Annotated in this window: 17 protein-coding genes; 6 read left to right on the top strand and 11 right to left on the bottom strand. The window is 62.6% G+C overall.

Features of this window, described 5'->3' with window-relative positions; all coding sequences use genetic code 11:
• Positions 1-164: 164 nt before the first annotated feature.
• From iolB to KHO33_RS32545, 7 genes are all read right to left on the bottom strand, one after another.
• Positions 165-965: a 5-deoxy-glucuronate isomerase gene (gene iolB, locus KHO33_RS32575; protein WP_054042243.1), complete on the bottom strand. Its 801-nt coding sequence runs from the start codon at positions 963-965 to the stop codon at positions 165-167.
• Complete coding sequence (gene iolE / locus KHO33_RS32570; RefSeq protein ID WP_200566706.1) at positions 962-1,888, bottom strand: myo-inosose-2 dehydratase; 927 nt, start codon at positions 1,886-1,888, stop codon at positions 962-964. The genes iolB and iolE overlap by 4 nt, the downstream gene beginning before the upstream one ends.
• 10 nt (positions 1,889-1,898) lie before the next feature.
• A complete protein-coding gene (iolD, locus tag KHO33_RS32565; protein WP_200566707.1) occupies positions 1,899-3,872 on the bottom strand; it encodes a 3D-(3,5/4)-trihydroxycyclohexane-1,2-dione acylhydrolase (decyclizing) in 1,974 nt (657 codons plus the stop codon).
• Positions 3,869-5,947 carry a bifunctional 5-dehydro-2-deoxygluconokinase/5-dehydro-2-deoxyphosphogluconate aldolase gene (locus KHO33_RS32560; protein ID WP_234480715.1) on the bottom strand — a complete coding sequence of 693 codons (2,079 nt, stop codon included), beginning with the start codon at positions 5,945-5,947 and terminating at the stop codon, positions 3,869-3,871. Before KHO33_RS32560 ends, iolD begins: the two co-directional genes overlap by 4 nt.
• A gap of 66 nt (positions 5,948-6,013) precedes the next feature.
• Positions 6,014-6,838: an ATP-binding cassette domain-containing protein gene (locus tag KHO33_RS32555; RefSeq protein WP_200566708.1), complete on the bottom strand. Its 825-nt coding sequence runs from the start codon at positions 6,836-6,838 to the stop codon at positions 6,014-6,016.
• Between the two features lie 13 nt (positions 6,839-6,851).
• The gene (locus KHO33_RS32550) at positions 6,852-8,027 is read right to left on the bottom strand and encodes an ABC transporter permease (RefSeq protein WP_154567216.1); all 1,176 of its coding nucleotides are present in this window, start codon (positions 8,025-8,027) and stop codon (positions 6,852-6,854) included.
• 191 nt (positions 8,028-8,218) lie between these two features.
• The gene (locus KHO33_RS32545; RefSeq protein ID WP_200566709.1) at positions 8,219-9,265 is read right to left on the bottom strand and encodes a sugar ABC transporter substrate-binding protein; all 1,047 of its coding nucleotides are present in this window, start codon (positions 9,263-9,265) and stop codon (positions 8,219-8,221) included.
• A 277-nt stretch (positions 9,266-9,542) separates the two neighbouring features.
• Between KHO33_RS32545 and KHO33_RS32540 the strand changes: the two genes are divergently transcribed.
• The 4 genes from KHO33_RS32540 to KHO33_RS32525 all read left to right on the top strand — a co-directional run bounded on the left by KHO33_RS32540 (position 9,543) and on the right by KHO33_RS32525 (position 12,846).
• Positions 9,543-10,424: a MurR/RpiR family transcriptional regulator gene (locus KHO33_RS32540; RefSeq protein WP_093647639.1), complete on the top strand. Its 882-nt coding sequence runs from the start codon at positions 9,543-9,545 to the stop codon at positions 10,422-10,424.
• Complete coding sequence (iolG, locus tag KHO33_RS32535; RefSeq protein ID WP_054042252.1) at positions 10,417-11,433, top strand: inositol 2-dehydrogenase; 1,017 nt, start codon at positions 10,417-10,419, stop codon at positions 11,431-11,433. Before KHO33_RS32540 ends, iolG begins: the two co-directional genes overlap by 8 nt.
• Positions 11,433-12,473 (top strand): Gfo/Idh/MocA family oxidoreductase, encoded by a 1,041-nt coding sequence (locus KHO33_RS32530; protein WP_200566710.1) that lies wholly within the window; start codon positions 11,433-11,435, stop codon positions 12,471-12,473. The genes iolG and KHO33_RS32530 overlap by 1 nt, the downstream gene beginning before the upstream one ends.
• A 145-nt stretch (positions 12,474-12,618) precedes the next feature.
• Positions 12,619-12,846, top strand: coding sequence for a sulfurtransferase TusA family protein (locus KHO33_RS32525; RefSeq protein ID WP_054042293.1), 228 nt, complete (start codon positions 12,619-12,621; stop codon positions 12,844-12,846).
• Between the two features lie 133 nt (positions 12,847-12,979).
• On the opposite strand, the gene galU is transcribed toward KHO33_RS32525, so the two are convergent.
• Together galU and KHO33_RS32515 are read right to left on the bottom strand one after the other, a co-directional pair.
• Positions 12,980-13,861, bottom strand: coding sequence for a UTP--glucose-1-phosphate uridylyltransferase GalU (gene galU, locus KHO33_RS32520; RefSeq protein ID WP_054042256.1), 882 nt, complete (start codon positions 13,859-13,861; stop codon positions 12,980-12,982).
• Positions 13,862-13,928: 67 nt separating this feature from the next.
• Complete coding sequence (locus KHO33_RS32515) at positions 13,929-16,808, bottom strand: valine--tRNA ligase (RefSeq protein ID WP_200566711.1); 2,880 nt, start codon at positions 16,806-16,808, stop codon at positions 13,929-13,931.
• A gap of 350 nt (positions 16,809-17,158) precedes the next feature.
• Here KHO33_RS32515 and KHO33_RS32510 point away from each other — a divergent pair, with 350 nt between their 5' ends.
• Together KHO33_RS32510 and KHO33_RS32505 are read left to right on the top strand one after the other, a co-directional pair.
• Positions 17,159-19,510 carry a UvrD-helicase domain-containing protein gene (locus KHO33_RS32510; protein ID WP_200566712.1) on the top strand — a complete coding sequence of 784 codons (2,352 nt, stop codon included), beginning with the start codon at positions 17,159-17,161 and terminating at the stop codon, positions 19,508-19,510.
• Complete coding sequence (locus KHO33_RS32505) at positions 19,507-20,313, top strand: 5'-methylthioadenosine/adenosylhomocysteine nucleosidase (protein WP_054042260.1); 807 nt, start codon at positions 19,507-19,509, stop codon at positions 20,311-20,313. The genes KHO33_RS32510 and KHO33_RS32505 overlap by 4 nt, the downstream gene beginning before the upstream one ends.
• 36 nt (positions 20,314-20,349) lie before the next feature.
• Here the strand turns inward: KHO33_RS32505 and KHO33_RS32500 are convergent, their stop codons facing one another.
• Both KHO33_RS32500 and KHO33_RS32495 read right to left on the bottom strand, forming a co-directional pair.
• Positions 20,350-22,254, bottom strand: a complete 1,905-nt coding sequence (locus KHO33_RS32500) for a propionate--CoA ligase (RefSeq protein ID WP_200566713.1) — start codon at positions 22,252-22,254, stop codon at positions 20,350-20,352.
• A gap of 210 nt (positions 22,255-22,464) precedes the next feature.
• Positions 22,465-23,730, bottom strand: a complete 1,266-nt coding sequence (locus KHO33_RS32495) for an MFS transporter (RefSeq protein WP_200566714.1) — start codon at positions 23,728-23,730, stop codon at positions 22,465-22,467.
• Positions 23,731-23,852: the final 122 nt, after the last annotated feature.

Raw genomic sequence — 23,852 nt, 5'->3', positions numbered from 1 at the left:
CCGTTGTTCGCCGCTTGACTTCCAATACGGTTGCTTTTCTTTGCGGCGGCAAAGAAAAGTAGGTGCCCCCCCGCACAGGGGGAACGCTAATAGACCACTAACAAAACAAGGAAAGGCCAAAGCCCCAAGAACACGGACAAACAACCACCGAACAGGCAAAAACCTTAACCATCCTTATTAATAATCCACTCATGCGCCGGATCATTCCGAAAATGCCAGGTCCGCTGCCCCCCAGCCATAACATTCAAATAATAAGACTCATACCCATAAGGAACAACAACAGGATGATACCCACGCGGCACCATCACGACGTCGTGATTCTCAACGGCCATCGACTCATCGATATCCCGCATATCCGTATACACACGCTGAAAAGCAAACCCTTGCGGCGGATCGAGCCGATGATAATAAGTCTCTTCGAGCGAACTCTCATGAGGCACATTATCCGTATCGTGCTTATGCGGCGGATAGCTTGAAGCATGCCCCCCAGGCGTCCGAACCTCGACAACCAGCAAAGACTCCGCAAGCTCAGTCTGCGGAAGAATATCGCATACGTAGCGCGTATTCAGCCCCTTCCCACGCGTGGAACGCTTCATCGTAGAAGGCTCGATCAACCTCGCCGGATACGCCCCTGTGCCCGGCGCGCTCGCCACACCAACCTCAGCATCGCGACAGGCGCGAACCGTCGCCCGCACGCCTGGCGGCAAATACACGGCATACGGCGCGGAATCCTCAAACACGCTATCGCGTGAACCCAGCGAACTCCATTTCGCATCAGCAGTTTCAATATCCACCGCGCCCGTCAGCACGACGATACACACCTCGCGAGACGGCTCAAACACATGCACGACTTCATCCGCGCCCAGCCGGTAAGCAGCAAATCCCACATACCGCCAGCACGCCGACTCAGGCGTCACCCGCGCGATCGTTTGGCCCTCGCGCTGCGCCTTGACCAATAAACTCATGCTGCCTCCTGCTCAGTCCCGCCACCGGCGTCGAGCGGTGCATCGACCAGCGCTCGTAAGGTCAGGAGTCCTTTCTGCGCATACTCGTACGATGGCGCCACCACCGGGTCCTGTTCCGCTTCAACCACCAGCCAGCCACGATAGCCATGCCGCTTCAATCGATCGACGATCGCCGGGAAGTTCACCGCGCCATCGCCCGGTACCGTGAATGCACCGGCGATCACCGCGTCGAGGAAACTCCAGTTGCGATTGCGCGCCAGTTTCATCACCGCGGGCCGTACGTCCTTGCAGTGGACGTGGCACACGCGCCCGATGTGTTTGTCGAGCACCGCGAGCGGATCGCCACCGGCGAACGTGATGTGTCCGGCGTCGAATAGCAGGCCAACGGCGTCGCTCGTGCGCGACATCAGCTGATCGACGTCTGCCGGTGTTTCGACATACGCGCCCATGTGATGATGGTACGCCAGCCGCACGCCGCGGCTTAACGTATAGCGTGCGAATTCATCGACGCGCGCCGCGTACGCGGCCCACTGCGCTTCGCTGAAAAAACGCGGGCGTTGATAGAGCGGTTGCGGTGCGCCCTGGATCGAATCGGCGACTTCGCCATAGACCATCGCGGTCGCGCCGTTCTGTGCGAGCAGTTCGAGATGCGGGCCGACGGAAGCGATTTCCTCTTCCACGCTGCGTCGCGCGAGCCGTCCGGAGTACCAGCCGGATACCAAGGCCAGATCGTATTGGGCAAGCAGCGTTTTCAGCGCCTGCGGCTCGCGCGGAAACTTGTTGCCTAGTTCGAAACCCTGGTAGCCGATCTGGCGTCCTTCGGTCAACGCGACTTCGAGCGGTGTTTCGCCACCGAGCGAAGGCAAGTCGTCGTTCATCCACGATAAGGGGTTAATGCCGATACGTACGTCGAAAGCAGTCATGCGGGCGTCCTCATTCGTTGTCGATGTGGCCGGGGCGGTCGCTGGGGTCGGTGGGCGCCGCGCGGGCGGCGAGTTGCGCGTCGTATTGCGAGCGTGCAGCACGCACGGTGTCGCGCGCCGATACTTCGGGCACGGCGACTTCCCACCACCAGCCGCCGTCGTTCGTAGTGCGGGCGGGGTCGGTGTCGATACTGATCACATAGGTGCGATCGGCGGCGCGCGCACGCTGCAGCGCCTCTTCAAGTTCGCCGATGTTCGCGACGTGTTCGGCCTCTGCACCGAGCGCGCGTGCATGGGCGGCGAAGTCGATCTTCGGCGCGCCAAGCGGGCCCTGCATGCAGTCGTCGAGCAGGTTGTTGAACGGCGCGCCACCGCAAGCCTGCTGCAGGCGGTTGATGCAACCGTAGCCGCGATTGTCGAGCACCACCACAATCAGCTTCGCGCCGATCATCACCGAAGTCGCGATCTCGCTGTTCATCATCAGATAGCTGCCGTCGCCGAGCATCACGATCACTTCACGCGCGGGCCGTGCGAGCTTGACGCCGAGGCCGCCGGCGATCTCGTAGCCCATGCATGAGTAGCCGTATTCGACGTGATACGCGCCCGGTTTGCCGGCGCGCCACAGCTTGTGCAATTCGGCCGGCAAGGTGCCCGCTGCGCACACGACGATATCGTCCGTCGCGGAACGCGCGCTCGAACGCTGCACCGCGCCGATCACGTCGCCTTCATACGGCAGCACGGTGTCGCGTTGCGGCGCATGCGTGAGCGTGCTCACGGTGTCGCGCCAGCTTGCCGCGAGTTTGTGTGCGCGCGCGGTCCATGTACGGTCCGCGTGCCAGCCTTGCAGGGATTCGGCGAGCGCATCCAGCGCAAGACGTGCGTCGGCTTCGACCACCTGCGCGCGATGCTTGAGGCCGTCGAACGGATTCGCGTTGATACCGATCACGTCGGCCTGGGTGAACAATGTGTTCGAGCCGGTTGTGAAGTCCTGCAAGCGGGTGCCGATTGCCAGCACGCAATCGGCATCGTGCGCGAGCGCATTGGCGGCGGGCGAACCGGTCACGCCCAACGCGCCCGCGTTAAGCGGATCGTTCCAAGCGAGCGAACCTTTGCCGGCCTGCGTTTCGGCTACGGGAATACCGTGCGCGGCGGCGAAGCGGTGCAGCGCGTCGGTCGCGCGGCCATAGAGCACGCCGCCGCCCGCGACGATCAACGGACGCTTGGCGCGGCGCAGATGGGCAACCGCCGCGTTGATGTCTTCAGCGCGCGGCGCGGGGGAACGGAACGTGACGACGCGCGGTGTAAAGAAGTCGGCAGGGAAATCCCATGCTTGCGCTTGCACGTCCTGCGGCAGCGCGAGCGTGACAGGGCCGCACAACGCGGCATCGGTGAGCACGCGCAGGGCGCGCGGCAACGCATTGGGCAATTGCGCAGGATGCACGATGCGGTCGAAGTAGCGCGACACCGGTTTGAACGCATCGTTGGCGGAGACGCCGCCATCATGGAAATCTTCAACCTGCTGCAGTACCGGATCGGGTGCGCGCGAAACGAACACGTCGCCGGGTAGCAGCAGCACGGGCAGACGGTTCACATGCGCGAGCGCGGCCGCGGTGACCAGGTTGGTCGCACCGGGGCCGATCGACGTCGTGACGGCCATCATGCGGCGACGGAAATGCGCCTTCGCATAGGCAATCGCGCTGTGCGCCATCGCCTGTTCGTTGTGAGCGCGTAGCGTGGGCAACGCTTCGCGGTGCTGATACAAAGCTTCGCCCATTCCGGCCACATTGCCGTGCCCGAAGATCGCGAATACGCCGCCAAAGAGCGGCTCGGTGCCGTTGCCGTCTTCCGTCGTGACGAGTTGTGCTGCGAGGTAGCGAACCAGCGCCTGTGCGGTCGTCAGGCGGACGGTGCCGCCGGACGGCGCATGGGCCTGGGTGGCGTCGTTGGCGGACGCCGCATCGTGATGCAATACGCGCTGGTTCATGCCGCCTGCTCCTGATGTGCATGGTCCGCCGTGGTGGGCTGCGTGCTTGTCGTTCCACGCGTCGCACGCCACGACGCAATCAGCGTTTCGAATGTGCGGCGCACTCTTGCGATCAGCTCATCGTCGCCGATTTCACCGGCGAGCCACGCATGGCTCGGCTCGTGAAAGATCGTGCGGCCGACGGTAAATCCACGGCATGTCGCCGATTGCGCCGCCGCGCGAAAGCCCTCATTCAATTGCTCGACGCCCGCCGACAAACCGAGCAACACCACGCCCCGGCAGTACGGATCACGCTCGGCGATCAGCGCGTCGACGGCTTGCCATTGCGCGGCGTCCATCGGTTCGAGTTTCCACCATTCCGGATAGATGCCGATGTTGTACAGCCGCTTCAACGCGCGATAGACGATGTCCGGTGCTTGCGGCAGATGTGCGTGTTTCGGCGGAATCACTTCCAGTAGCAATTCGTGGCCGCTCGCTTGCGTCGCATCATAAAGCGCACGCAGTTGCGCTTCCTGTTCGAGGCGTTGTTCGACGGGTTCGTCGGGATGGAATTGCACGAGGCACTTGGCGATGTGTTCCTGCGGCCATGCGATCAACGTCGTGCCGATCGAGCGGCCGTGGTCGAACACGAGCGGCACGGAACCTGGCAGCTCAACCGGTCGACCGATCCACCAGCCGCGTCCGGTGGCGGCATTCAATGCGTCCTGACCGTAACGGTCGTCGCTCAGAATGCCGATGCGGCCTTGCAGCCCCAAGGCGGCTTCCGTCTGCGCGACGGCTTCGACAAACAGGCCCTTCAGCTGCACGATACGCGCTTCGTCGGCGCCGGTCTGCTGCGCGAGTTCGAAGAACTGATTGCGGTGATCGAACGCGAAGCCGAGTACTTCGTCCCATTGTTTGCGGGCAGGGGAGACACGATGCAGGCGTGCGAGCGTTGCATCGCGGTCGGGGCGGCGCATGCGTTGCGGATCTGCCTTGGCTTCGCGCAGGAAGTAGTCCAGTTCGGCGGGCGTCGGCATCGCAGGCGCACAGCCGTGACGCGACACGACCAGCGCACCGCTAGCATTCGCCGCACGGGCGCACGCTTCGAGCGGCTGATCGCGCAACCATCCGGAGAGGAAGCCCGAGGCGAATGCATCGCCCGCGCCGAGTACGTTGAGCACTTCAACTTCCACGCCGCCATGAATCGGCAAATCGTCAAGCGTTGCGGGTACTTTGCCGTCGATGATCTGGCAACCCATCGGTCCGCGTTTCAAAACCAGCGTGGCCGGCGTTACGGCGCGCACCATCGCGAGTGCGTCGACGAGCTCGGTCTTGCCGCCAGCGATGCGGAACTCCTCCTCAGTGCCGATCACCAGATCGAACAAAGGCAGGATGCGCTGCAGATGCGCGGTTACGCCTTCGCTCGCGACGAAGCGGGTTTCGCCATCCGCCTTGCCCGTGAGCCCCCATAACACTGGGCGATAGTCGATATCGAGCACGGTGCGCACGTTATTGCGGCGCGCGTAATCGAGCGCGCGGCGGCTCGTGCGATTCACCTGCTCGGTCGAAAAGTGCGTGCCGGTAATCAGCAGCGCTTTCGAAGACGCAATGTACGCCTCGTCGAAATCCGCTTCATCCACCGCCATATCCGCGCAGTTCTCGCGATAGAAGATCAGCGGAAAGGTATCGCGATCTTTCAGACCCAACAGAACGAGGGCGGTCAGACGTTCCTGATCGACGCGGACATGACTGACGTCGCAGCCTTCCTTCGTCAAGGTCTCGGTGAGAAAACGCCCCATGTGATCGTTGCCGACACGCGCCAGCATCGACGATGCGAGCCCGAGCCGCGCGCAACCGAACGCGATATTCGCCGATGAACCGCCAAGATACTTCGCGAAGCTCGACACGTCTTCGAGTCGCGCGCCGACCTGCTGCGCGTACAGATCGACGGCAAGACGGCCAAGGCAGACGATGTCGCGGCTGCGGTCCGGTGCGAAACGGCTGGCCGTTGTCGCTGACGTTGCCCCTGAAGCGGAAGCGAGCCCGCCACCGTTCACGATCCCGGTCCCGCTGGATGTGCTGGAATGATTCATGAATATTCCTGAATAGCTGAGCGCGGGCGTGAGGCGCAACATGCGCCGGAAGCCCGCGCGAATGAATCAGATCGTCGCGCCGTCGAGTTCGCCGATCATCTTCTGCATTTCGGCGCCGCCGGCCATCATGTCGAGTACTTCGTCCTTGCTGATGGTGTCCTTCGTGAACGTGCCGAGCGATTTGCCGCGATTGAGCAGCGTGAACGAATCGCCGATCGGATACGCGTGGTGCACGTTGTGCGTGATGAAAATCACTGAGATGCCTTTTGCGCGCGCCGTGTGAATCAGTTTCAGCACGTTGAAGCTCTGCTTGACGCCGAGCGCGGCCGTCGGCTCGTCGAGAATCAGCACACGTGCGCCAAAGTGAATCGCCCGCGCAATCGCGAGACACTGCTTCTCGCCACCGGACATCGTTCCAATCGGTTGATGCGGGTCGCGCACGTTGATGCCCATTTCGGCGAGCTTGTCGCGTGCGGTGGTGGCGCTGGTTTCGAGGTCCATCACGTTGAAGAAACCGAACAGTTTCTTCTGAGGCTCGCGGCCCATAAAGAAGTTGCGTGCAACCGAGAGCAACGGCACCAGCGCCAGATCCTGATAGACGGTGGCGATGCCGAGATCGAGCGCGTCTTTCGGCGATTCGAACTGCACCGGTTTGCCATCCACCAGATATTGACCGGAAGACGGGCGATGCACGCCGGCGAGCGTCTTGATCAGCGTCGACTTACCCGCGCCGTTGTCGCCGAGCAGGCAATGCACTTCGCCGCGCTTCAGACGCAAGGTCACGCCGCTTAGCGCGATGACCTGGCCGAAGTACTTGCTGACGTCTTCGAGTGCGAGGATCACGTCGTCCTGCGGCTTGGCCGCGGTGTTCACGGTATTCGTATCGGACATGGTCGTCTCCTCGTTACGATTGCGCGACGCGGCGGCGCACGTAGTGATTGAACAGCACGGCGATCAACAACATCACGCCGAGGAACACGCGGAACCAGTCGGAGTCGACATTCGTATAGGTGATGCCGATCTGCACGACGCCGAAGATCAGCGCGCCGAAGCAGGCGCCGATCACCGAACCGTAGCCGCCGGTCAGCAGCGTGCCGCCGATCACCGCCGCGATGATGGCTTCGAATTCAGCCTGCAACCCGCGGTCAGCCGCGGCCGAGCCAATGTCGCACACTTGCAGCACAGCGAAGAGGCACGCGCAGAACGCGGTCAGCACGAACAGCGAAATCTTCACGCGCCGTACCGGCACGCCGACGTTCTTCGCCGCGTTGGCGTCGCCGCCGACCGCGAAAATCCAGTTGCCGAAGCGGGTCTTGGCGAGGGTGAAGGCACAGACTGCAGCAAGCGCGAACCACCAGAGCAGCACTTTCGGAATGCCCGGCACGAGCGGGTTGCCGTTATCGAGCAGCTTCACAACACCGATATGGCCGAGCCAAGTGAACAGGCCCTTGAACGCGACACCCTGGAACAAGGTATGGGCGAGCCAGTCGTGAGCGGCGACGTCGCCCACGCCGGAGATGATCGTGCGGTCGGCGAACATGACCGACAGGGCCAGCGTGAGGCCGCGCAGGATGAACAGGAATGCCAGCGTCACGATGAATGACGGCAGCCGCGTGCGCATCACCAGATAGCCGTTGAGTGCGCCGAGCAGCATCGATCCGGCGAACGCGAACACGATCGACAAGGCAATCGGCCAGTGGAAGTACATCGTGGGCAGCGCGACCATCATGCCCGAGAAGCCGATCATCGAGCCGATCGACAGATCGAATTCGCCGGCGATCATCAGCAAGCACGCACCGACTGAGATCAGGCCGAGATACGCGGCCACTTGCGACCAGTTCATCACGCCGTCGAGGTTGAACATGCCGGAGTTGCCGGCCGCAATCCCAAACACGAGGAACACCATCACGGTGCCGGCGAGGGCGGCAAATTCCGGACGGTTCAGCAGATGCCGGAACCACGATTCCTGGCGCACGCGCTCATCGGCCGCCGCAGGGGCACCGCCGGACGTTGACGTCGTCGCGGTGTTCGAAGGGGGCTGCTTGCGGGGATGAGGATGGAAGGGGTTGGCTACGCCCATTGAAGCTCTCCTTGATGCGCCCGGCTTTTCGCAGCCGTCAAAGGACTGCAATCGGACCGCATGGCGCGTAATGCACGTAAAACGTGGTGAATGCAGGCGTGGGGCGGCCTGGCCAGTTGCGGCCGGCCGCGTCCACTTTCCTCATACCTGCCGGAACGGTTCTCCCGTGTCCGTACTTCCAGCGAAATGCGTTAGCGGTACTGCCCTGCGTACTTGACCACCTTGTCGATGTTGGCCTTGGTGATGAAGCCCGGGCCGGAACCGATATTGCGCGGCCCATAGGCGGGCTGCAGGCCGTACGCGGTGAGACGTTGCTGGAACTTCGGATTAGCCTGCAGGATCTGGCGGATCTTCGCCGGATCTGTGGTGTGTTCCTTCTTCACGATGGCCAGTACGGCAACCGGGATATAGCCCTGCAGGTAGGGTTGCTGGTCGATGGCGAACTGGATCGTGCCGTCCTGGATGCCCTTGGCGATGTCATTGTCGAAGTCGAACGTCGCGAACCAGACCTTGCCGGCGAGGCCCATCTGCTGCAGCGCCTTCATCGTCGGCGCGGCCGACAGCGGACCCAGGGTGAGCACCGCCTGGGTGTTCGGGTGATTGCGCAGATACGCGCTCACTTTCGATTGCACACCGGTCGGGTCCTGGCCCGCGTCGAGCGTGGAGGACTTGAAGTCGACCCCGATCGCCTCGGCAAAGCCGCGGCAGCGTTCGAACGAAGCCGGGTTGGTCGCGTAGTGGTTCACGCACAGGAACGATTTGATGCCGGCTGCCTTCGCTTTCTGGCCCGCCGCTTTGCCCGCGGCATATTCAGGTTGACCGACGTGCATGATCGCGCCGAGCTGCGCGCTTTGCTCCTCAGTGCCGGAATTGATCGTGACGAGCGGAATGTGCTTCTCGGTGACCTTGGCGAGCGAACTCTTGAGGACGTCGAAGTCGGCGATCGAAACGATCACGCCGTCGTAGTTGCGCGCGGCGGCCTGTTCGACCAGACGCGCCATATCGGCGATGTCGCCGTTCGGCGGATTGCGGTAGTCGGTCTCGACGTTGAAATCTTCGTCGGCCTGTTTGATGGCGTTCTTGATGGTGTTCCACCACGAATCCGAATCCGGCGCGTGGCTGATCAGCACGAAGTGAGCGTCAGCCGCGCGGGCCGCCGACGCCGCACCGAATCCCGTCGCCAACGTCAATGCCGCCACCAGAATCCTGAGCGTAGCCTTGCCCTTGCAAAGTCTCATTGTCTCCACCTTTCTCGGTCTGTCGTTATTGAAGGGAGCGTCTGGCGGGCGGCTTTCCGATTGCGTGCGTTGCGGCAGACGTCAGCCGATGCACCATCGCTCACGACCAAGATTAGGCCATCTTCCGAAGCCTTGCAATGAAAATTTCATGACAAATAAAAATGGAAAATACATTCCATTTGACGGGGCGCCTGCCTATAATCGGCAGCGTCAGGATGCTGTGTGGCGCGCGCTGGAAGCGTCTTCTGCACTGCAATAAAGCAACGAAGAGAGAGCCATGGCGGAAGAGAGCACCGAAGACTTGCCGAGCGTCGAAGAATTGATGCAGCGCATCGCGGAAAACTACGAGGCGCTGCCGCGGCAATTGAAGAATGTCGCGACGTATATCGAGCAGCATCGCTCGAGCGTGATGGTGGATCGCACCAGCGATATCGCCGCGAGTTGCGGCGTGCATCCGTCCGCGGTGGTGCGTTTTGCGCAGCGCTTCGGCTTTTCCGGTTTCTCCGATCTGCAGGCGGTGTTTCGTCAGGCGTACACGGGTCAGGGCACGTCCTCGCCGAGTTATCAGCAGCGGATTCGCAAGCTGATCGACGAGAAACCCGGCGCGTTGTCCGGCGGCTCCGTGGCGCGCGAATTCATCGCGGCCTCGCGCGGCGGTCTCGAAGAACTCGAAGCCGGCCTTGACGATCAGCAGTTCGACGCCGCCGTGAAGATGCTGCAGCAGGCCGACAACATCTACGTGATCGGCGTGCGGCGCTCGTTTCCGGTGGCGAGCTATATCGTCTACGCGTTGCAGCACACCCCCAAGCGCGTGCATCTGGTATCCGGCTTTGGCGGCATGTACCGCGAACAGATTCGCAGCGTGAAGAAGAGCGACGTGGTGATCGCGATCAGCTTCGCGCCGTATGGCAAGGAAACGCAATATTGCCTGCGCGTGGCGCATCACCATCAGGCGAAGACGCTGGTTATTACGGATAGCCAACTATCACCGCTGGCGCGTTACGCCACTACCCAACTATATGTGAAAGAGGGCAGCGCGTTTGCGTTCCGCTCGCTGACCAGCACGATCTGTTTGTGCCAGGCGTTGTTCATCGCGCTCGCGTACAAGCTCGAACTGAACGTAGAAGAATCCAAAGAGACTGGAGGATACGATGACTGAGGCGGTAAAGACGATCGACGTAGCGGTATTCGGCGCGGGACGTATCGGCAAGATTCATGCGGCGAATCTGGCGCGGCAGCCGGGCGTGCGGCTCAAGTATGTGGTCGATGTGAATCGCGAGGCGGCTGCGGCGCTCGCTGCCGAGCACGGCGCGCAGGTTGCGGACATCGACGGCGCGATGGGCGATGCGTCGATCGGCGCGACGGTGATCTGTTCGAGCACGGACACCCACGCGGATCTGATCATGAAATCGGCCGCGCAGAAGAAGCATGTGTTCTGCGAGAAGCCGGTCGATCTGACTTTGGAACGGGCACGTGCCTGCGCCGAAGCGGTGGAGCGTGCTGGCGTGGTTTGCATGATCGGGTTTCAGCGCCGCTTCGACCCGACCTTTTCCGCGTTGAAAGCGCGCATCGATGCGGGCGAAATCGGCACGCCGGAAATGCTGGTGGTGACGAGCCGCGATCCGGGCGCACCGCCGGTCGAGTACATCAAGCACTCGGGCGGCATCTTCAAGGACATGCTGATTCACGACTTCGACATCTTCCGCTGGATTCTCGACGACGAAGCCGACACGCTGCACGCCACGGGGAGTTGTCTTTCGGATCCGGCGATTGCCGAAGCGGGCGATATCGATTCGACCGCGGTCACGATCCGCACGAAGCACGGACGTCTGTGCCAGATCAACACCGCACGGCGCGCGGCTTATGGGTACGACCAGCGTTTCGAAGTGCTCGGCAGCACCGGCATGCTGCAGGCGGGCAACGTGCGGCCTACCGAGGTCACTGCGTATTCGAAAACCGAAGTGTCGAGCGACGTGCCCGAGGCATTTTTCCTCGAGCGCTATCGTGCGGCGTACGCACTGGAAATCGCGCATTTCTTCGATGCGATCACGCACGGCAAGCCGGTACGAACCACCGTCGCCGACGGCCTGAAAGCGCTCGAACTCGCCGACGCCGCGACGCGCTCGTGGCGCGAGGGCCGTGCGGTGAAACTCGGGGAGGCATCGTGATGAAGGCGACGACTGGGCGGCTTCGTTTGGGTGTGGTCGGCTTGGGACGGTTGGGCAAGCGCCACGCGGAGAATCTGGCGTATCGCGTGCCGGGCGCGACGCTCGTGGCCGCTTGCAGTCCGGTGGAAGAGGAAAGGGCGTGGGCACGTGAGACGTTGCCCGAACCGCGTCTCTACGCCGATTATGCGGACCTGCTCGCCGATCGCGACGTGGACGCGGTGTGGCTCGTCACGCCGTCGTCCTTGCACGCGCAGCAGATTATCGATGCATTGCGTGCGGGCAAACACGTGTTTTGCGAGAAGCCGCTGTCGCTGGATCTCGCCGAGTGCGAACGCGTATTGGCTGAGGCCGCGCGCTATCCGCATCTGCAGGCCACCATCGGCTTCATGCGGCGTTTCGATCCGAGCTACAAGGATGCGTTCGACAAAATCGAAGCCGGCAAGATCGGCCGGCCGTTTCTGGTGCGCTCGCAAACCACCGATCAGAACGACAACGACGGTTTCTTCGTGCGTTTTGCAGCGACCTCCGGCGGGATCTTTCTGGATTGCACCGTGCACGACATCGACGTCGCGCGTTGGCTGCTCGGGAAACCGCGCGCCAAACGCGTGTTCGCGGCGGGCGCGGTTGCATTGCATGAAGGGCTGCGGGAATTCGGCGACGTCGATAACGGCGTGGCAATCTGCGAGTTCGAAGACGGCAAGCTCGCGATGTTCTATGCGTCACGCACGCAAGCTCACGGTAACGACACGCATAGCGAGGTGATCGGCACTGCCGGCGCGCTGGCGATTGGCCACAATCCGCGTGCAAATCGCGTCGAGATTTACGACGCGACGGGCATTCGCAACGAATGCACGCCGACCTTCTTCGATCGTTTCGAGGATGCGTTTTTGCATGAGGCGCGCGCCTTCGTGGCGGCGGTGCAGGGCGACGCGGCATCGGATGCGCAGGCAGGCGCCACGCTGGCCGACGCGCTCGAAGCGACGCGGATCGGCATGGCGTTGCGGCAGTCGCTGCAGAGCGGCGAGGCGGTCACGTTGTAGCGCCCAAGGCAGCAAAGCGCCGCCGGATTGCGATATTCGACATGACAGCGTCACTTCCGGCGGCTAAACGACACCTGCTGTAGAATTTGACCCTCTGTCCGGCGTCGCTTATGGCGCCTCACCCCGAAGGTCATCGTCGATGCAAATTCAGGTTCACAAGGAAGTCGATGCGCGCGGGCTGATGTGCCCGCTGCCCATCTTGCGCGCCAAGAAGGCGCTCGCCGACATGGAAAGCGGCCAGATTCTCAAGGTGCTCGCCACCGATCCGGGCTCGCAGCGCGATTTCGCCGCATTCGCGAAGCAAACCGGCAACGAAATCGTCGAAAGCTCGTCGCACGACAAGGTTTTCACGTTTCTGATGAAGCGCCGCTGAAATACAAAACAAAAGTACCAAACAAAAGGCGCTGTGCCCGCGATTGCGGGGCACAGCGCCTTTTTTTACATCCGACTACTGCTTAATCGCGAGAGGCTGACAGCGCAAGGGTTCCGCGCGGCTGTCCCGTTGCTCAGCCTTCCAGCACCGGCGAACGGGTACGCAGATATTCTTCGAAATCGGCTGCCACTTCCGGGTGACGCAGCGCGAACTCGACCGTCGCTTTCAGATAACCCAGCTTGCTGCCGCAGTCGAAACGCGTGCCGTGGTACTTGTACGCCAGCACCTGCTCATCGGCGAGCAACGACTGAATCGCGTCCGTCAGTTGCAATTCGCCGCCCGCGCCCGGCTTCAGCGCGCGCAGATGTTCGAAAATACGCGGCTTCAGCACATAGCGGCCCACCACGCCGAGATTCGACGGCGCGACGTCCGGCTCCGGCTTTTCGACGATGCCCGACATCTTGATGATCGAGTCTTCCCACTCCTTGCCGTCGACGATACCGTACGACTTCGTCTCCGAGTGCGGGATCTCTTCGACGCCGATCACCGAGCTGTGATAGTGGTCGAACACCTCGATCATCTGCGTCATGACGGGCGGCTTGCCGTACAGCAAGTCGTCCGCGAGGATGACGGCGAACGGGTTGTCGCCCACCAGCTTTTCAGCGCACATCACCGCGTGGCCGAGGCCGAGCGCTTCCGGCTGACGCACGTAGAAACAGTCCACATGGCTCGGCTTGATGCTGCGCACCAATTCCAGCAGCTTGTCCTTGCCGCGAGCCTGGAGTTCGGCCTCGATTTCGTATGACTTATCGAAATGGTCCTCGATCGCGCGCTTGCTGCGGCCCGTCACAAAGATCATTTCGGTGATGCCGGCCGCCATCGCCTCTTCCACCGCGTATTGAATCAGTGGCTTGTCGACGATCGGCAGCATCTCCTTCGGGCTTGCCTTCGTGGCAGGGAGGAACCGGGTGCCAAGACCTGCTACCGGAAAAACCGCTTTTGTAACTTTTAGCATGTGATTACCCTGAATCCTCTGGTTTAGCTTAGCGCCCTGTCAGCCCGGGGCGGACAGGGCGCGTCGATCAGGCCGGCAAACGTGCCAATTGGGCTTTCAGCTTGCCGATTGTGGTTTCGAATTCTGCCAGCCTTTTCTGCTCCTGCTCAACGACTGCCGGTGGCGCCTTTGCCACAAAGCTTTCATTCTGCAATTTGGCATTGCACTTGATGACTTCCGTGCCAAGCCGCGCAATCTCCTTCGACAGACGCTCGCGCTCCATCGCGACGTCAATTTCCACTTTCAGCACCAGCTTGTCATTCCCTACGATAGCAATTGGCGCGCCATCTGCCTGCGCGTCCAGCGTTGCCTCGTCGGCAATGATCTGCACCTCCGACAATCGGGCCAATGCCTGAGCGTACGGAGCGAAGGTTGCGAGGCGCTCCGCGTTGCCGGTAGCGAGCAACGGCACCTTGACCGCCGGCGACAGATTCATCTCGCCGCGCAGATTCCGGCACGCATCGATCACCGCCTTCAGGTCGGCCGCCCATTGCTCCGCGTCTTCGTCGATCTTCGACGGTTCTGCAACGGGGTAGGGCTGCACCATGATGGACGCTTCGCCCTCGGCTTTGCCTTCGGGATAACGTCCGGCCAACGGCGCAACTTTTTGCCACAGCGCTTCGGTGATGAACGGAATCACCGGATGCGCGAGGCGCAACACCGTCTCGAGTACGCGCAGCAGCGTGCGGCGCGTTGCGCGCTGCTGGTTCGGCTGACCAGTCTGGATCTGCACCTTGGCGAGTTCGAGATACCAGTCACAGTATTCGTCCCATACGAACTTGTATAGGGCGTTGGCCACATTGTCAAAACGATAGTCAGCGAAACCCTTGGCGATTTCCGCTTCCACGCGCTGCAGACGCGAGACGATCCAGCGGTCGGCTGCCGAGAAATTCAGGGGGCCGTCCGGACCGCATTCGCCGCATTGCTCCGGCTTGCCGAAACCGCAATCGTGGCCTTCGCAGTTCATCAGCACGAAGCGGGTGGCATTCCACAGCTTGTTGCAGAAGTTGCGATAGCCTTCGCAGCGCGCCAGGTCGAAGTTGACGTTGCGACCGAGCGTGGCCATCGACGCCATCGTGAAGCGCAGCGCGTCCGTGCCGAACGCCGGAATGCCGTCCGGGAATTCCTTGCGGGTTTTCTTTTCGATCGACGCAGCCTGCTTCGGATTCATCAGGCCGGTGGTGCGCTTGGCGACCAGCGCGTCGAGGTCGATGCCGTCGACGATATCGATCGGGTCGAGCGTGTTGCCCTTGCTCTTCGACATCTTCTGGCCTTCGGCGTCGCGCACCAGACCGTGCACGTAGACCGTGTCGAACGGCACCTTGCCAGTGAAGTGCGTGGTCATCATGACCATGCGCGCGACCCAGAAGAAGATGATGTCGAAACCGGTGACCAGCACCGACGAAGGCATGAAGTGCTTCAGCTCTGGCGTCTCGGCAGGCCAGCCGAGCGACGAGAACGGCACCAGCGCCGATGAGAACCATGTGTCGAGCACGTCTTCGTCGCGCTTAAGCGGGCCCGTGTAGCCGGCTTCCGCGGCCTTCTCGCGCGCGCCTTCTTCGGTCTTGGCAACGAAGATTTCGCCGTTTTCGCCGTACCACGCCGGGATCTGATGGCCCCACCAGAGTTGGCGCGAGATGCACCAGTCCTGGATGTTTTCGAGCCACTGGTAGTACGTGGTGGACCAGTTTTCCGGCACGAACTTGATTTCGCCGCTGCGAACCACGTCCAACGCCGTTTCGGCGATCGATTTGCCCGGATTGAAGGTGCCTTCCGGCGCCGGCTTGCTCATGGCGACGAACCATTGGTCCGTCAGCATCGGCTCGATCACGACGCCCGTGCGGTCGCCGCGCGGCACCATCAGCTTGTGCGGTTTGACCGATTCGAGTGCGCCGAGCGCTTCGAGATCCATCACCACCTGCTTACGGGCTTCGAAACGGTCCAGACCGCGGTAGGTTTCCGGCGCGTTGTCGTTGATCTTCGCGTCGAGCGTGAGGATCTCGATCATCGGCAGCTTGTGGCGCAGGCCGACCTGATAGTCGTTGAAATCGTGCGCGGGCGTCACCTTGACCACGCCGGTGCCGAATTCGCGGTCGACGTAGTCGTCGGCGATGATCGGGACTTCGCGGCCGGAGAGCGGCAGCGTGACCGTCTTGCCGATCAGATGCGCATAGCGTTCGTCTTCCGGATGGACCATCACGGCGGTATCGCCGAGCATGGTTTCCGGACGCGTGGTGGCGACCGTCAGATGGCCCGAGCCGTCCGTGAGCGGGTACTGGATGTGCCAGAGGTGGCCGTTTTCTTCTTCGCTGACCACTTCGAGGTCGGAGACGGCGGTGAGCAGCACCGGATCCCAGTTGACGAGGCGCTTGCCGCGGTAGATCAGGCCTTGTTCATACAGGCGTACGAACACGTCGCGCACGGCGGCCGACATTTTGTCGTCCATCGTGAAGTATTCGCGCGACCAGTCGATCGACGCGCCGAGGCGGCGCACCTGATTCGTGATGGTCGAGCCGGATTCCTGCTTCCATTCCCAGACGCGTTCGGTGAACTTTTCGCGGCCGAGGTCATGACGGGAGACGCCTTTCGCATCCAGTTGGCGCTCGACGACGATTTGCGTGGCGATGCCCGCGTGGTCCGTGCCTGGCACCCAGAGGGTGTTTTCACCGAGCATGCGGTGATAGCGGGTGAGGCCGTCCATGATCGTCTGGTTGAACGCGTGGCCCATGTGGAGAGTGCCGGTGACGTTCGGCGGCGGCAGCTGGATCGAGAAGTCTTTCTTGCTTTCGTCGAAGGTGGCCTTTGCGTAGGCGCGCTTTTCCCATTCGGGGCCCCAGTGGGCCTCGATGGTGTGGGGCTCGAAGCTTTTGGCAAGTGTGGAGGTGGGGTCGCTCGGGGTCTCGCTCATTTCTGTCCGTCTGCTGGTGGATGCAAAGAATGTTCAATTATAAGCGGCGCTGCGCGCGGGGGGCTTTGGGGGTGGTTTTGGGGTTGGTTTTTGCCTGTGCGGCGCTTGTTGTCAGTGTTCTTAGGGCTTTGGCGTTTCCTTGTTCTGGCTTTGGTGCTTTTCCTTGCATTGTTAGTGGTCTATTAGTGCCGCCCCGCACAGGGGCAACGCTAATAGACCACTACCAAATCAAGGAAAGGCACCAAACCCAGAACACGAACAAAAAGCGCCGCGAAGGCAAAAAACCCCCAAAAAAACCCAACCCCCGGAGGGGCATATAATGTCGAACGCCCTCGCCGTCCTCCCAAAAAATGCCCGATCTGCTAGCCAATCTAAACCCCGAACAACACGCCGCCGTCACGCTCCCCAACGAGCCCGCACTCATCCTCGCAGGCGCAGGCAGCGGCAAAACTCGCGTCCTCATCACGCGCATCGCGTGGCTCATCCAGCACGGTCTGGCGTCGCCCGCCACTATCCTTGCGGTGACCTTCACCAATAAGGCCGCCCGCGAAATGATGTCGCGTCTTTCGGCGCTCCTGCCGATCGATACCCGTGGCATGTGGATCGGCACCTTCCACGGCCTCTGTAACCGCATGCTCCGCGCGCATCATCGCGACGCCGGCCTGCCGGCCACCTTCCAGATTCTCGATACCGCGGACCAGCTCTCCGCGATCAAGCGTCTGATGAAGGGCCTCAACATCGACGATGAAAAGTACCCGGCGAAAAATCTCCAGTACTTCATCAACAATTCGAAAGAACAAGGCCTGCGCCCGAAAGACGTCGACGCCACCGACAACTTCAACCGCAAATTCGTCGAACTCTACGAAGCCTACGACCAGCAATGCCAGCGCGAAGGCGTCGTCGACTTTCCGGAATTGCTGCTGCGCTGCTTCGAACTGCTCGCGCACAATCCGCCGCTGCGCGCCCACTATCAGGCGCGCTTCCGGCACATCCTCGTCGACGAGTTCCAGGACACCAACAAGCTGCAATATGCGTGGCTGAAAATGCTGGCCGGGCAGACCAACTCGATCTTCGCGGTCGGCGACGACGACCAGTCGATCTACGCCTTCCGCGGCGCGAACGTCGGCAACATGCGCGACTTCGAACACGAGTTCAACGTCCGGCACATGATCAAGCTGGAGCAGAACTACCGCTCGCACGGCCATATTCTCGACGCTGCCAATCAGCTAATCGCCAACAATTCGCGGCGTCTGGGCAAGAATCTGCGCACCGACGCGGGTCACGGCGAACCGGTGCGCGTCTACGAGTCCGCAACTGATACGCAGGAAGCCGGCTGGATCGTCGAGGAAATCAAGGCGCTGATCAGCACCGGCACCTCGCGCAGCGAAATCGCCATCCTTTATCGCAGCAACGCGCAGTCGCGCACGATCGAACACACGCTGGTCAATGCGGGTATCGCGTATCGCGTGTACGGCGGTCTGCGCTTTTTCGAGCGCCAGGAAGTCAAGCACGCGCTCGCCTATCTGCGCCTGATCGACAATCCGAACGACGACACCGCGTTCGCCCGCGTCGTCAATTTCCCCACGCGCGGCATCGGCGCGCGCTCGATCGAGCAACTTGCCGACGCGGCGCGTCTGTACAACAGCTCGATGGCCGCGGCGATTCCGTATGTCGCGGGTAAGGCGGGGTCGAGCCTCGCGAGTTTCGCGAACCTGATCGGCAAGATGCGCGCGGAAACGCAGCAGATGAGCCTGCCGGAAACGGTCGAATACGTGGTCCGCACGAGCGGTCTCACGGAGTTCTATCAGAACGAACGTGAAGGCCAGGACCGGCTGGAGAACTTGCAGGAACTGGTCAACGCGGCCGCTGCTTTCGTCAGCGAAGAAGGCTACGGCATGGATACGCCTGCGCGCTCGATTCCGCTGCGCCCGGGTGCGACCACGGCGCCTGAGCTGGCCGTCGCCACGGATGATCCGAATACCGTCGTGCTGGACGCGCCCGGCATCGCTGATCCGGCGCAAAACCCGGACACGATGACGCCGCTCGCCGGTTTCCTGTCGCACGCGTCGCTGGAAGCAGGCGACAACCAGGCGCAAGCCGGTCAGGAAGCCGTGCAGTTGATGACGGTGCACGCGGCCAAGGGTCTCGAGTTCACGGCGGTGTTTATCACCGGGCTCGAAGAAGGGCTGTTCCCGCATGAAAACAGCGCGATGGAATCGGACGGTCTGGAAGAAGAGCGTCGTCTGATGTACGTGGCGATCACGCGGGCCAAGGAGCGTTTGTATCTGTCGTTCGCGCAGAGCCGGATGCTGCACGGCCAGACGCGCTACAACATCCGCTCGCGCTTCTTCGACGAACTGCCGCAGGAAACCCTCAAGTGGCTCACGCCGAAGGTCGAAGCGGGCGCGCGCTGGGGCGGGCGTTCGGATAACGCCGGTTATGGTCGCGACTGGTTCGCGCGGCCGGGTTACACGGGCGCCGTCTCGTCGACGCCGGCGCCGTTGCCGGCTTTTGCGAACGAACAACGCGCGGCCGAAACGGGTTTCCGTGTCGGCCAGCAGGTGTTCCACACCAAGTTCGGGGAAGGCACGATCACCGCACTGGAAGGCGGTGGCACGGATGCCAAGGCCCAGGTCAAATTCAAGCGGCACGGCGAGAAGTGGCTGGCGCTTGCGGTCGCCAAATTGCAGGCGGTTGAATGAGCACGGGCGGCATCGATACAAACCGCAGCGGCGCGCCGGTCTCGCATCGTCCGCTTGGCATTCTGGCGGCCTTGCCGCAGGAACTCGGCGATCTGATCGAAGCGATGCGCGCCGAATCCGGCGTACGCACGATTACCCACGGTCAGCGTGACTATCACCTCGGCACTGTGCACGGCGCGCCTTGCGTCGTGACACTGGCGCGTGTCGGCAAGGTCGCAGCGGCGGCCACCGTCAGCGCCTTGATTCATGCATTCGACGTCGAAGCGGTCGTGTTCACCGGCGTGGCGGGTGGGGTGGGGACTGAGGTGCGGGTTGGCGATATCGTCGTCGCCAACGTGCTGATGCAGCACGATCTCGACGCGTCGCCGTTGTTTCCGCGCTTCGAAGTGCCGTTGCTCGGCGTGTCGCGCTTCGCAGCCGATGCGGCGCTTGCTGATCAACTGGCTGCCGCGTGTGAGCGTTTTGTTGCTGAAGAGGGCGCTGCGTCGGCTGCGCGCTTCGGCACGCGCGAGCCGCGCGTACATCGTGGCTTGATTATTAGTGGCGATCAGTTCGTAGCGAGTGCAACGGGCGTCAAGGCCTTGCGCGATGCGCTGCCAGATGCGCTCGCGGTCGAGATGGAAGGCGCGGCGATCGCGCAGGTCTGTTACGAGTACGGCCTGCCGTGCGCGGTAGTGCGGACCATCTCCGACACCGCCGACGATCACGCGCCGCAATCGTTCGTGTCGTTTCTCACGGAGATCGCGGGGACGTATTCGAATGCGATTCTGAAGCGGTTTCTTGAGGCGCGTAGCGCGGGTTGAATCGCGCGAGCTACGAATTGGCCGCGCGCCTGTGCGCTATCCCTTCCCGGAAACCCCCAGCGCCTCCCGCACCTGCTGCAGCGCCGCCGGATCCTCGATCGTTGGCAGATCGCCCGGCTCGCGTCCCTCGGCCAGCGCCGCAATCGCGCGGCGCAGCAGCTTGCCCGAGCGCGTCTTCGGCAGCATCGACACCACCACCACACGCGCCGGTCGCGCAATCGCGCCGAGCTGGCGGTCGACCGTTGCGGTGAGTTCGGCTTCCAGCTTCGCCCGTGCCTTCTCGCTCGCATAGGCTTGCGCGTCGCGCAGCACCACAAAGGCCATCGCCGTTTGCCCCTTCAGCGCATCCGTCACGCCGACCACCGCGACTTCCGCGACCGCCGCGTGGCTCGACAACGCCTCCTCGATCTCGCGCGTGCCGAGCCGGTGGCCGGCGACGTTGATCACGTCGTCTGTGCGGCCGAGGATCGTCACGTATCCGTCTTCATCCTGAATGCCCCAGTCGAAGGTCGAGTAGGCCTGCTGGTTCGGAATGCTCGACCAGTACGTGCTGACAAAGCGCTTGTCATCGCCCCATACCGTCGACATACAGCCGGGCGGCAGCGGATAGCCCAGCGTAAGCACACCTTTTTCGCCGGGCGGGCAGGGCTCGCCCGTCAGTTCGTTGCGCAAGGTCAGATTGAAGCCGGCCGACGGCACGCCCGGCGAGCCGAGCTTGGTGGGCAACGCTTCGACGCCGCGCGGAATCGCCAGCATCGGCCAGCCGGTTTCGGTCTGCCAGTAATTGTCGATCACGGGCTTGCCGAGCGCGTCGGCGATCCATGCGGCGGTCGGTTCGTCGAGCGGCTCGCCGGCAAGGAACAGCGCGCGCAGGCTCGAGAGATCGGATTTTTTCAGCAGCGCCGGGTCCTGCTTTTTCAGCACGCGCAACGCAGTCGGCGCGGTGAACATCAGATTGATCTTGTGCTGTTCGACGAGGCGCCACCAGATGCCGCCGTCCGGACGAATCGGCGTGCCTTCGTACATCACGGTCGTGAGGCCCGCGATCAGCGGCGCATAGACGATGTAGCTATGGCCGACCACCCAGCCTACGTCCGACGCGGTGAACATCGTGTCGCCGGGCTTGCCCTGAAAGATGTGTTCCATCGAAGCCGCGAGCGCCACCGCATAGCCGCCGACATCGCGTTGCACGCCCTTCGGCTTGCCGGTGGTGCCCGACGTGTACAGCACATACGAGGGTTCGTTCGATTCGAGCCATTCGCACGGCACGTGGGCGTCGAAAAATTTCTCGCGCAGCGGCTCGTAGGCGACGAGGTAGCTCGCGTTCAGGCGCTCGGGCGCGAGTTGCCGGTCGATCAACAGCACGTGCGGCGTCTTGTGGGTCGCGCGCGCAAGCGCTTCGTCCACCAGCGGCGTGTAGTCGATCACTTTGCCGCCACGCGCGCCGGCGTCGGCGGTGACGATCAGTACAGGTTTCGCATCGTCGATGCGGGCCGCCAGATTGGGCGCCGCGAAGCCGCCGAACACCACCGAGTGAATCGCGCCGAGCCGCGCGCACGCGAGCATCGCGAACAGCGCTTCGGGGATCATCGGCAGATAGAGCAGCACGACGTCGCCGCGCTTCACACCCAGCGAGCGCATCACCGCGGCCATGCGGTTGATTTCCGCGTACAGCTCGGCGTAGGTGTAGCGCCGCTCGATGCCGGTTTCCGTCGACACGTACACCAGCGCGTTCTGCTGGGGGCGCTCGGCCATATGCCGGTCCACCGCGTTATGGCACAGGTTCGTGCGGCCGCCGACGAACCAGCGCGCGAACGGCGGATTTGAGCGGTCGAGCACGGTATCGAACGGCGTTTGCCAATGAATCCGCTGCGCCTCGTCACGCCAGAATTCCTCGGGCTGCTCGATCGAACGGCGGTGGAAGTCGCGGTAGGTGGTCATCGGCGGCGATCCTTCTGCTGCGTGAGTGAACGGATGTCGAGTCGTACGGCTCGGGGCGGCGGCGCGGCGCGGCGAGAGGGCAGCACGTACATCCGCACAAGCATAGAGCAGGCGTCACCTTGCGGACAACGCGGGTTCACCATGAGGGGGCGGCCCAACGGAAAAAGGCGCCGTAGCGCCTTTTTCTACATGCAACCAGAAGAGATCCCATCACGCTTTCGCGCGCTTGCCTTCGACATCCGGCAGAAACACCGTCAACAGGCCGATCAGCGGCAGGAACGAGCAGACCTTATACACATAGGTGATGCTGGTGGCGTCGGCCAACTGCCCCAGCACGGCAGCGCCGATCCCGCCCATGCCGAACGCGAGACCAAAGAAGAGGCCCGCGATCATCCCCACCTTGCCGGGGACCAGTTCCTGCGCATAGACGAGGATCGCCGAGAACGCCGAAGCCAGCACGATACCGATGATCACCGTCAGCACGCCGGTCCAGAACAGGTTGGCATACGGCAGCAGCAGCGTGAACGGCGCGACGCCGAGGATCGACACCCAGATCACGTACTTGCGGCCGATCCGGTCGCCGATCGGACCGCCGATCACCGTGCCTGCCGCAACCGCCGCGAGGAACACAAACAGATGGACCTGGGCGGCCTGCACCGGCAGATGGAACTTGTCGATCAGATAGAACGTGAAATAGCTGTTGATGCTGGCGAGGTAGAAGTACTTCGAGAACACCAGCAGCATCAGCACGCCCATCGCGAACATGACCTGGTTGCGCGACAGGGTCGCGTGACCGGTCTGGCTGCGCGCCTTCTTCACGGCCGGATGCTGCTTGTACCAGCGGCCGATCTGCGTGAGCACGACGATCGCGACCAGCGCCGCCACCGAGAACCACGCGATGCTGCGCTGGCCGTGCGGAATCACGATCAACGCGGCAAGCAGCGGCCCGAGTGACGAACCCGCATTGCCGCCCACCTGGAACAGCGACTGCGCCAGACCGTGACGGCCGCCCGAGGCCATGCGCGCCACCCGCGACGATTCCGGATGGAACACCGACGAGCCGCAGCCGACCAGCGCCGCCGCGACCAGCAGCACGCCGAAACTCGGCGCGACCGACATCAGCAGCAGGCCGGCGAGCGTGAAGCCCATGCCGACCGGCAGCGAATACGGCTTCGGATGCTTGTCGGTATAGCTGCCGACCAGCGGCTGCAGCAGCGACGCGGTGATCTGGTAGGTCAGCGTAATCAGGCCGATCTGCCCGAACGACAGCGAAAAGTTGTCTTTCAGCATCGGGTAGATCGCCAGGATCAACGACTGGATCATGTCGTTGAGCAGGTGCGAAAAGCTGATCGCACCCAGCACGGAATAGACCGTGCGCTGGACCTTGGCAGCCGGCTGCGCGCCAGCGGGGTTGGCGGAACCCGCGGGGGAGGCTGAGGCGCCTGCGAGGGCGCTTTTATCGAGGCTCGTTTCCATACGCTAGATGAGAGAGAAGAAAGGGTGTGCGGTCATGATTTCAGGCCGCCGGCGCGTCGCGATTCCAGGCATTCGCATGCCTGTGCGTGACCTGCCGGGTTGCCGCGGCATTTCGACGCGGC

This window comes from Paraburkholderia nemoris (genome assembly GCF_905221015.1).
Classification (GTDB): Bacteria; Pseudomonadota; Gammaproteobacteria; order Burkholderiales; family Burkholderiaceae; genus Paraburkholderia; species Paraburkholderia nemoris.
This window is presented reverse-complemented; position numbering and strand designations above follow the sequence as displayed.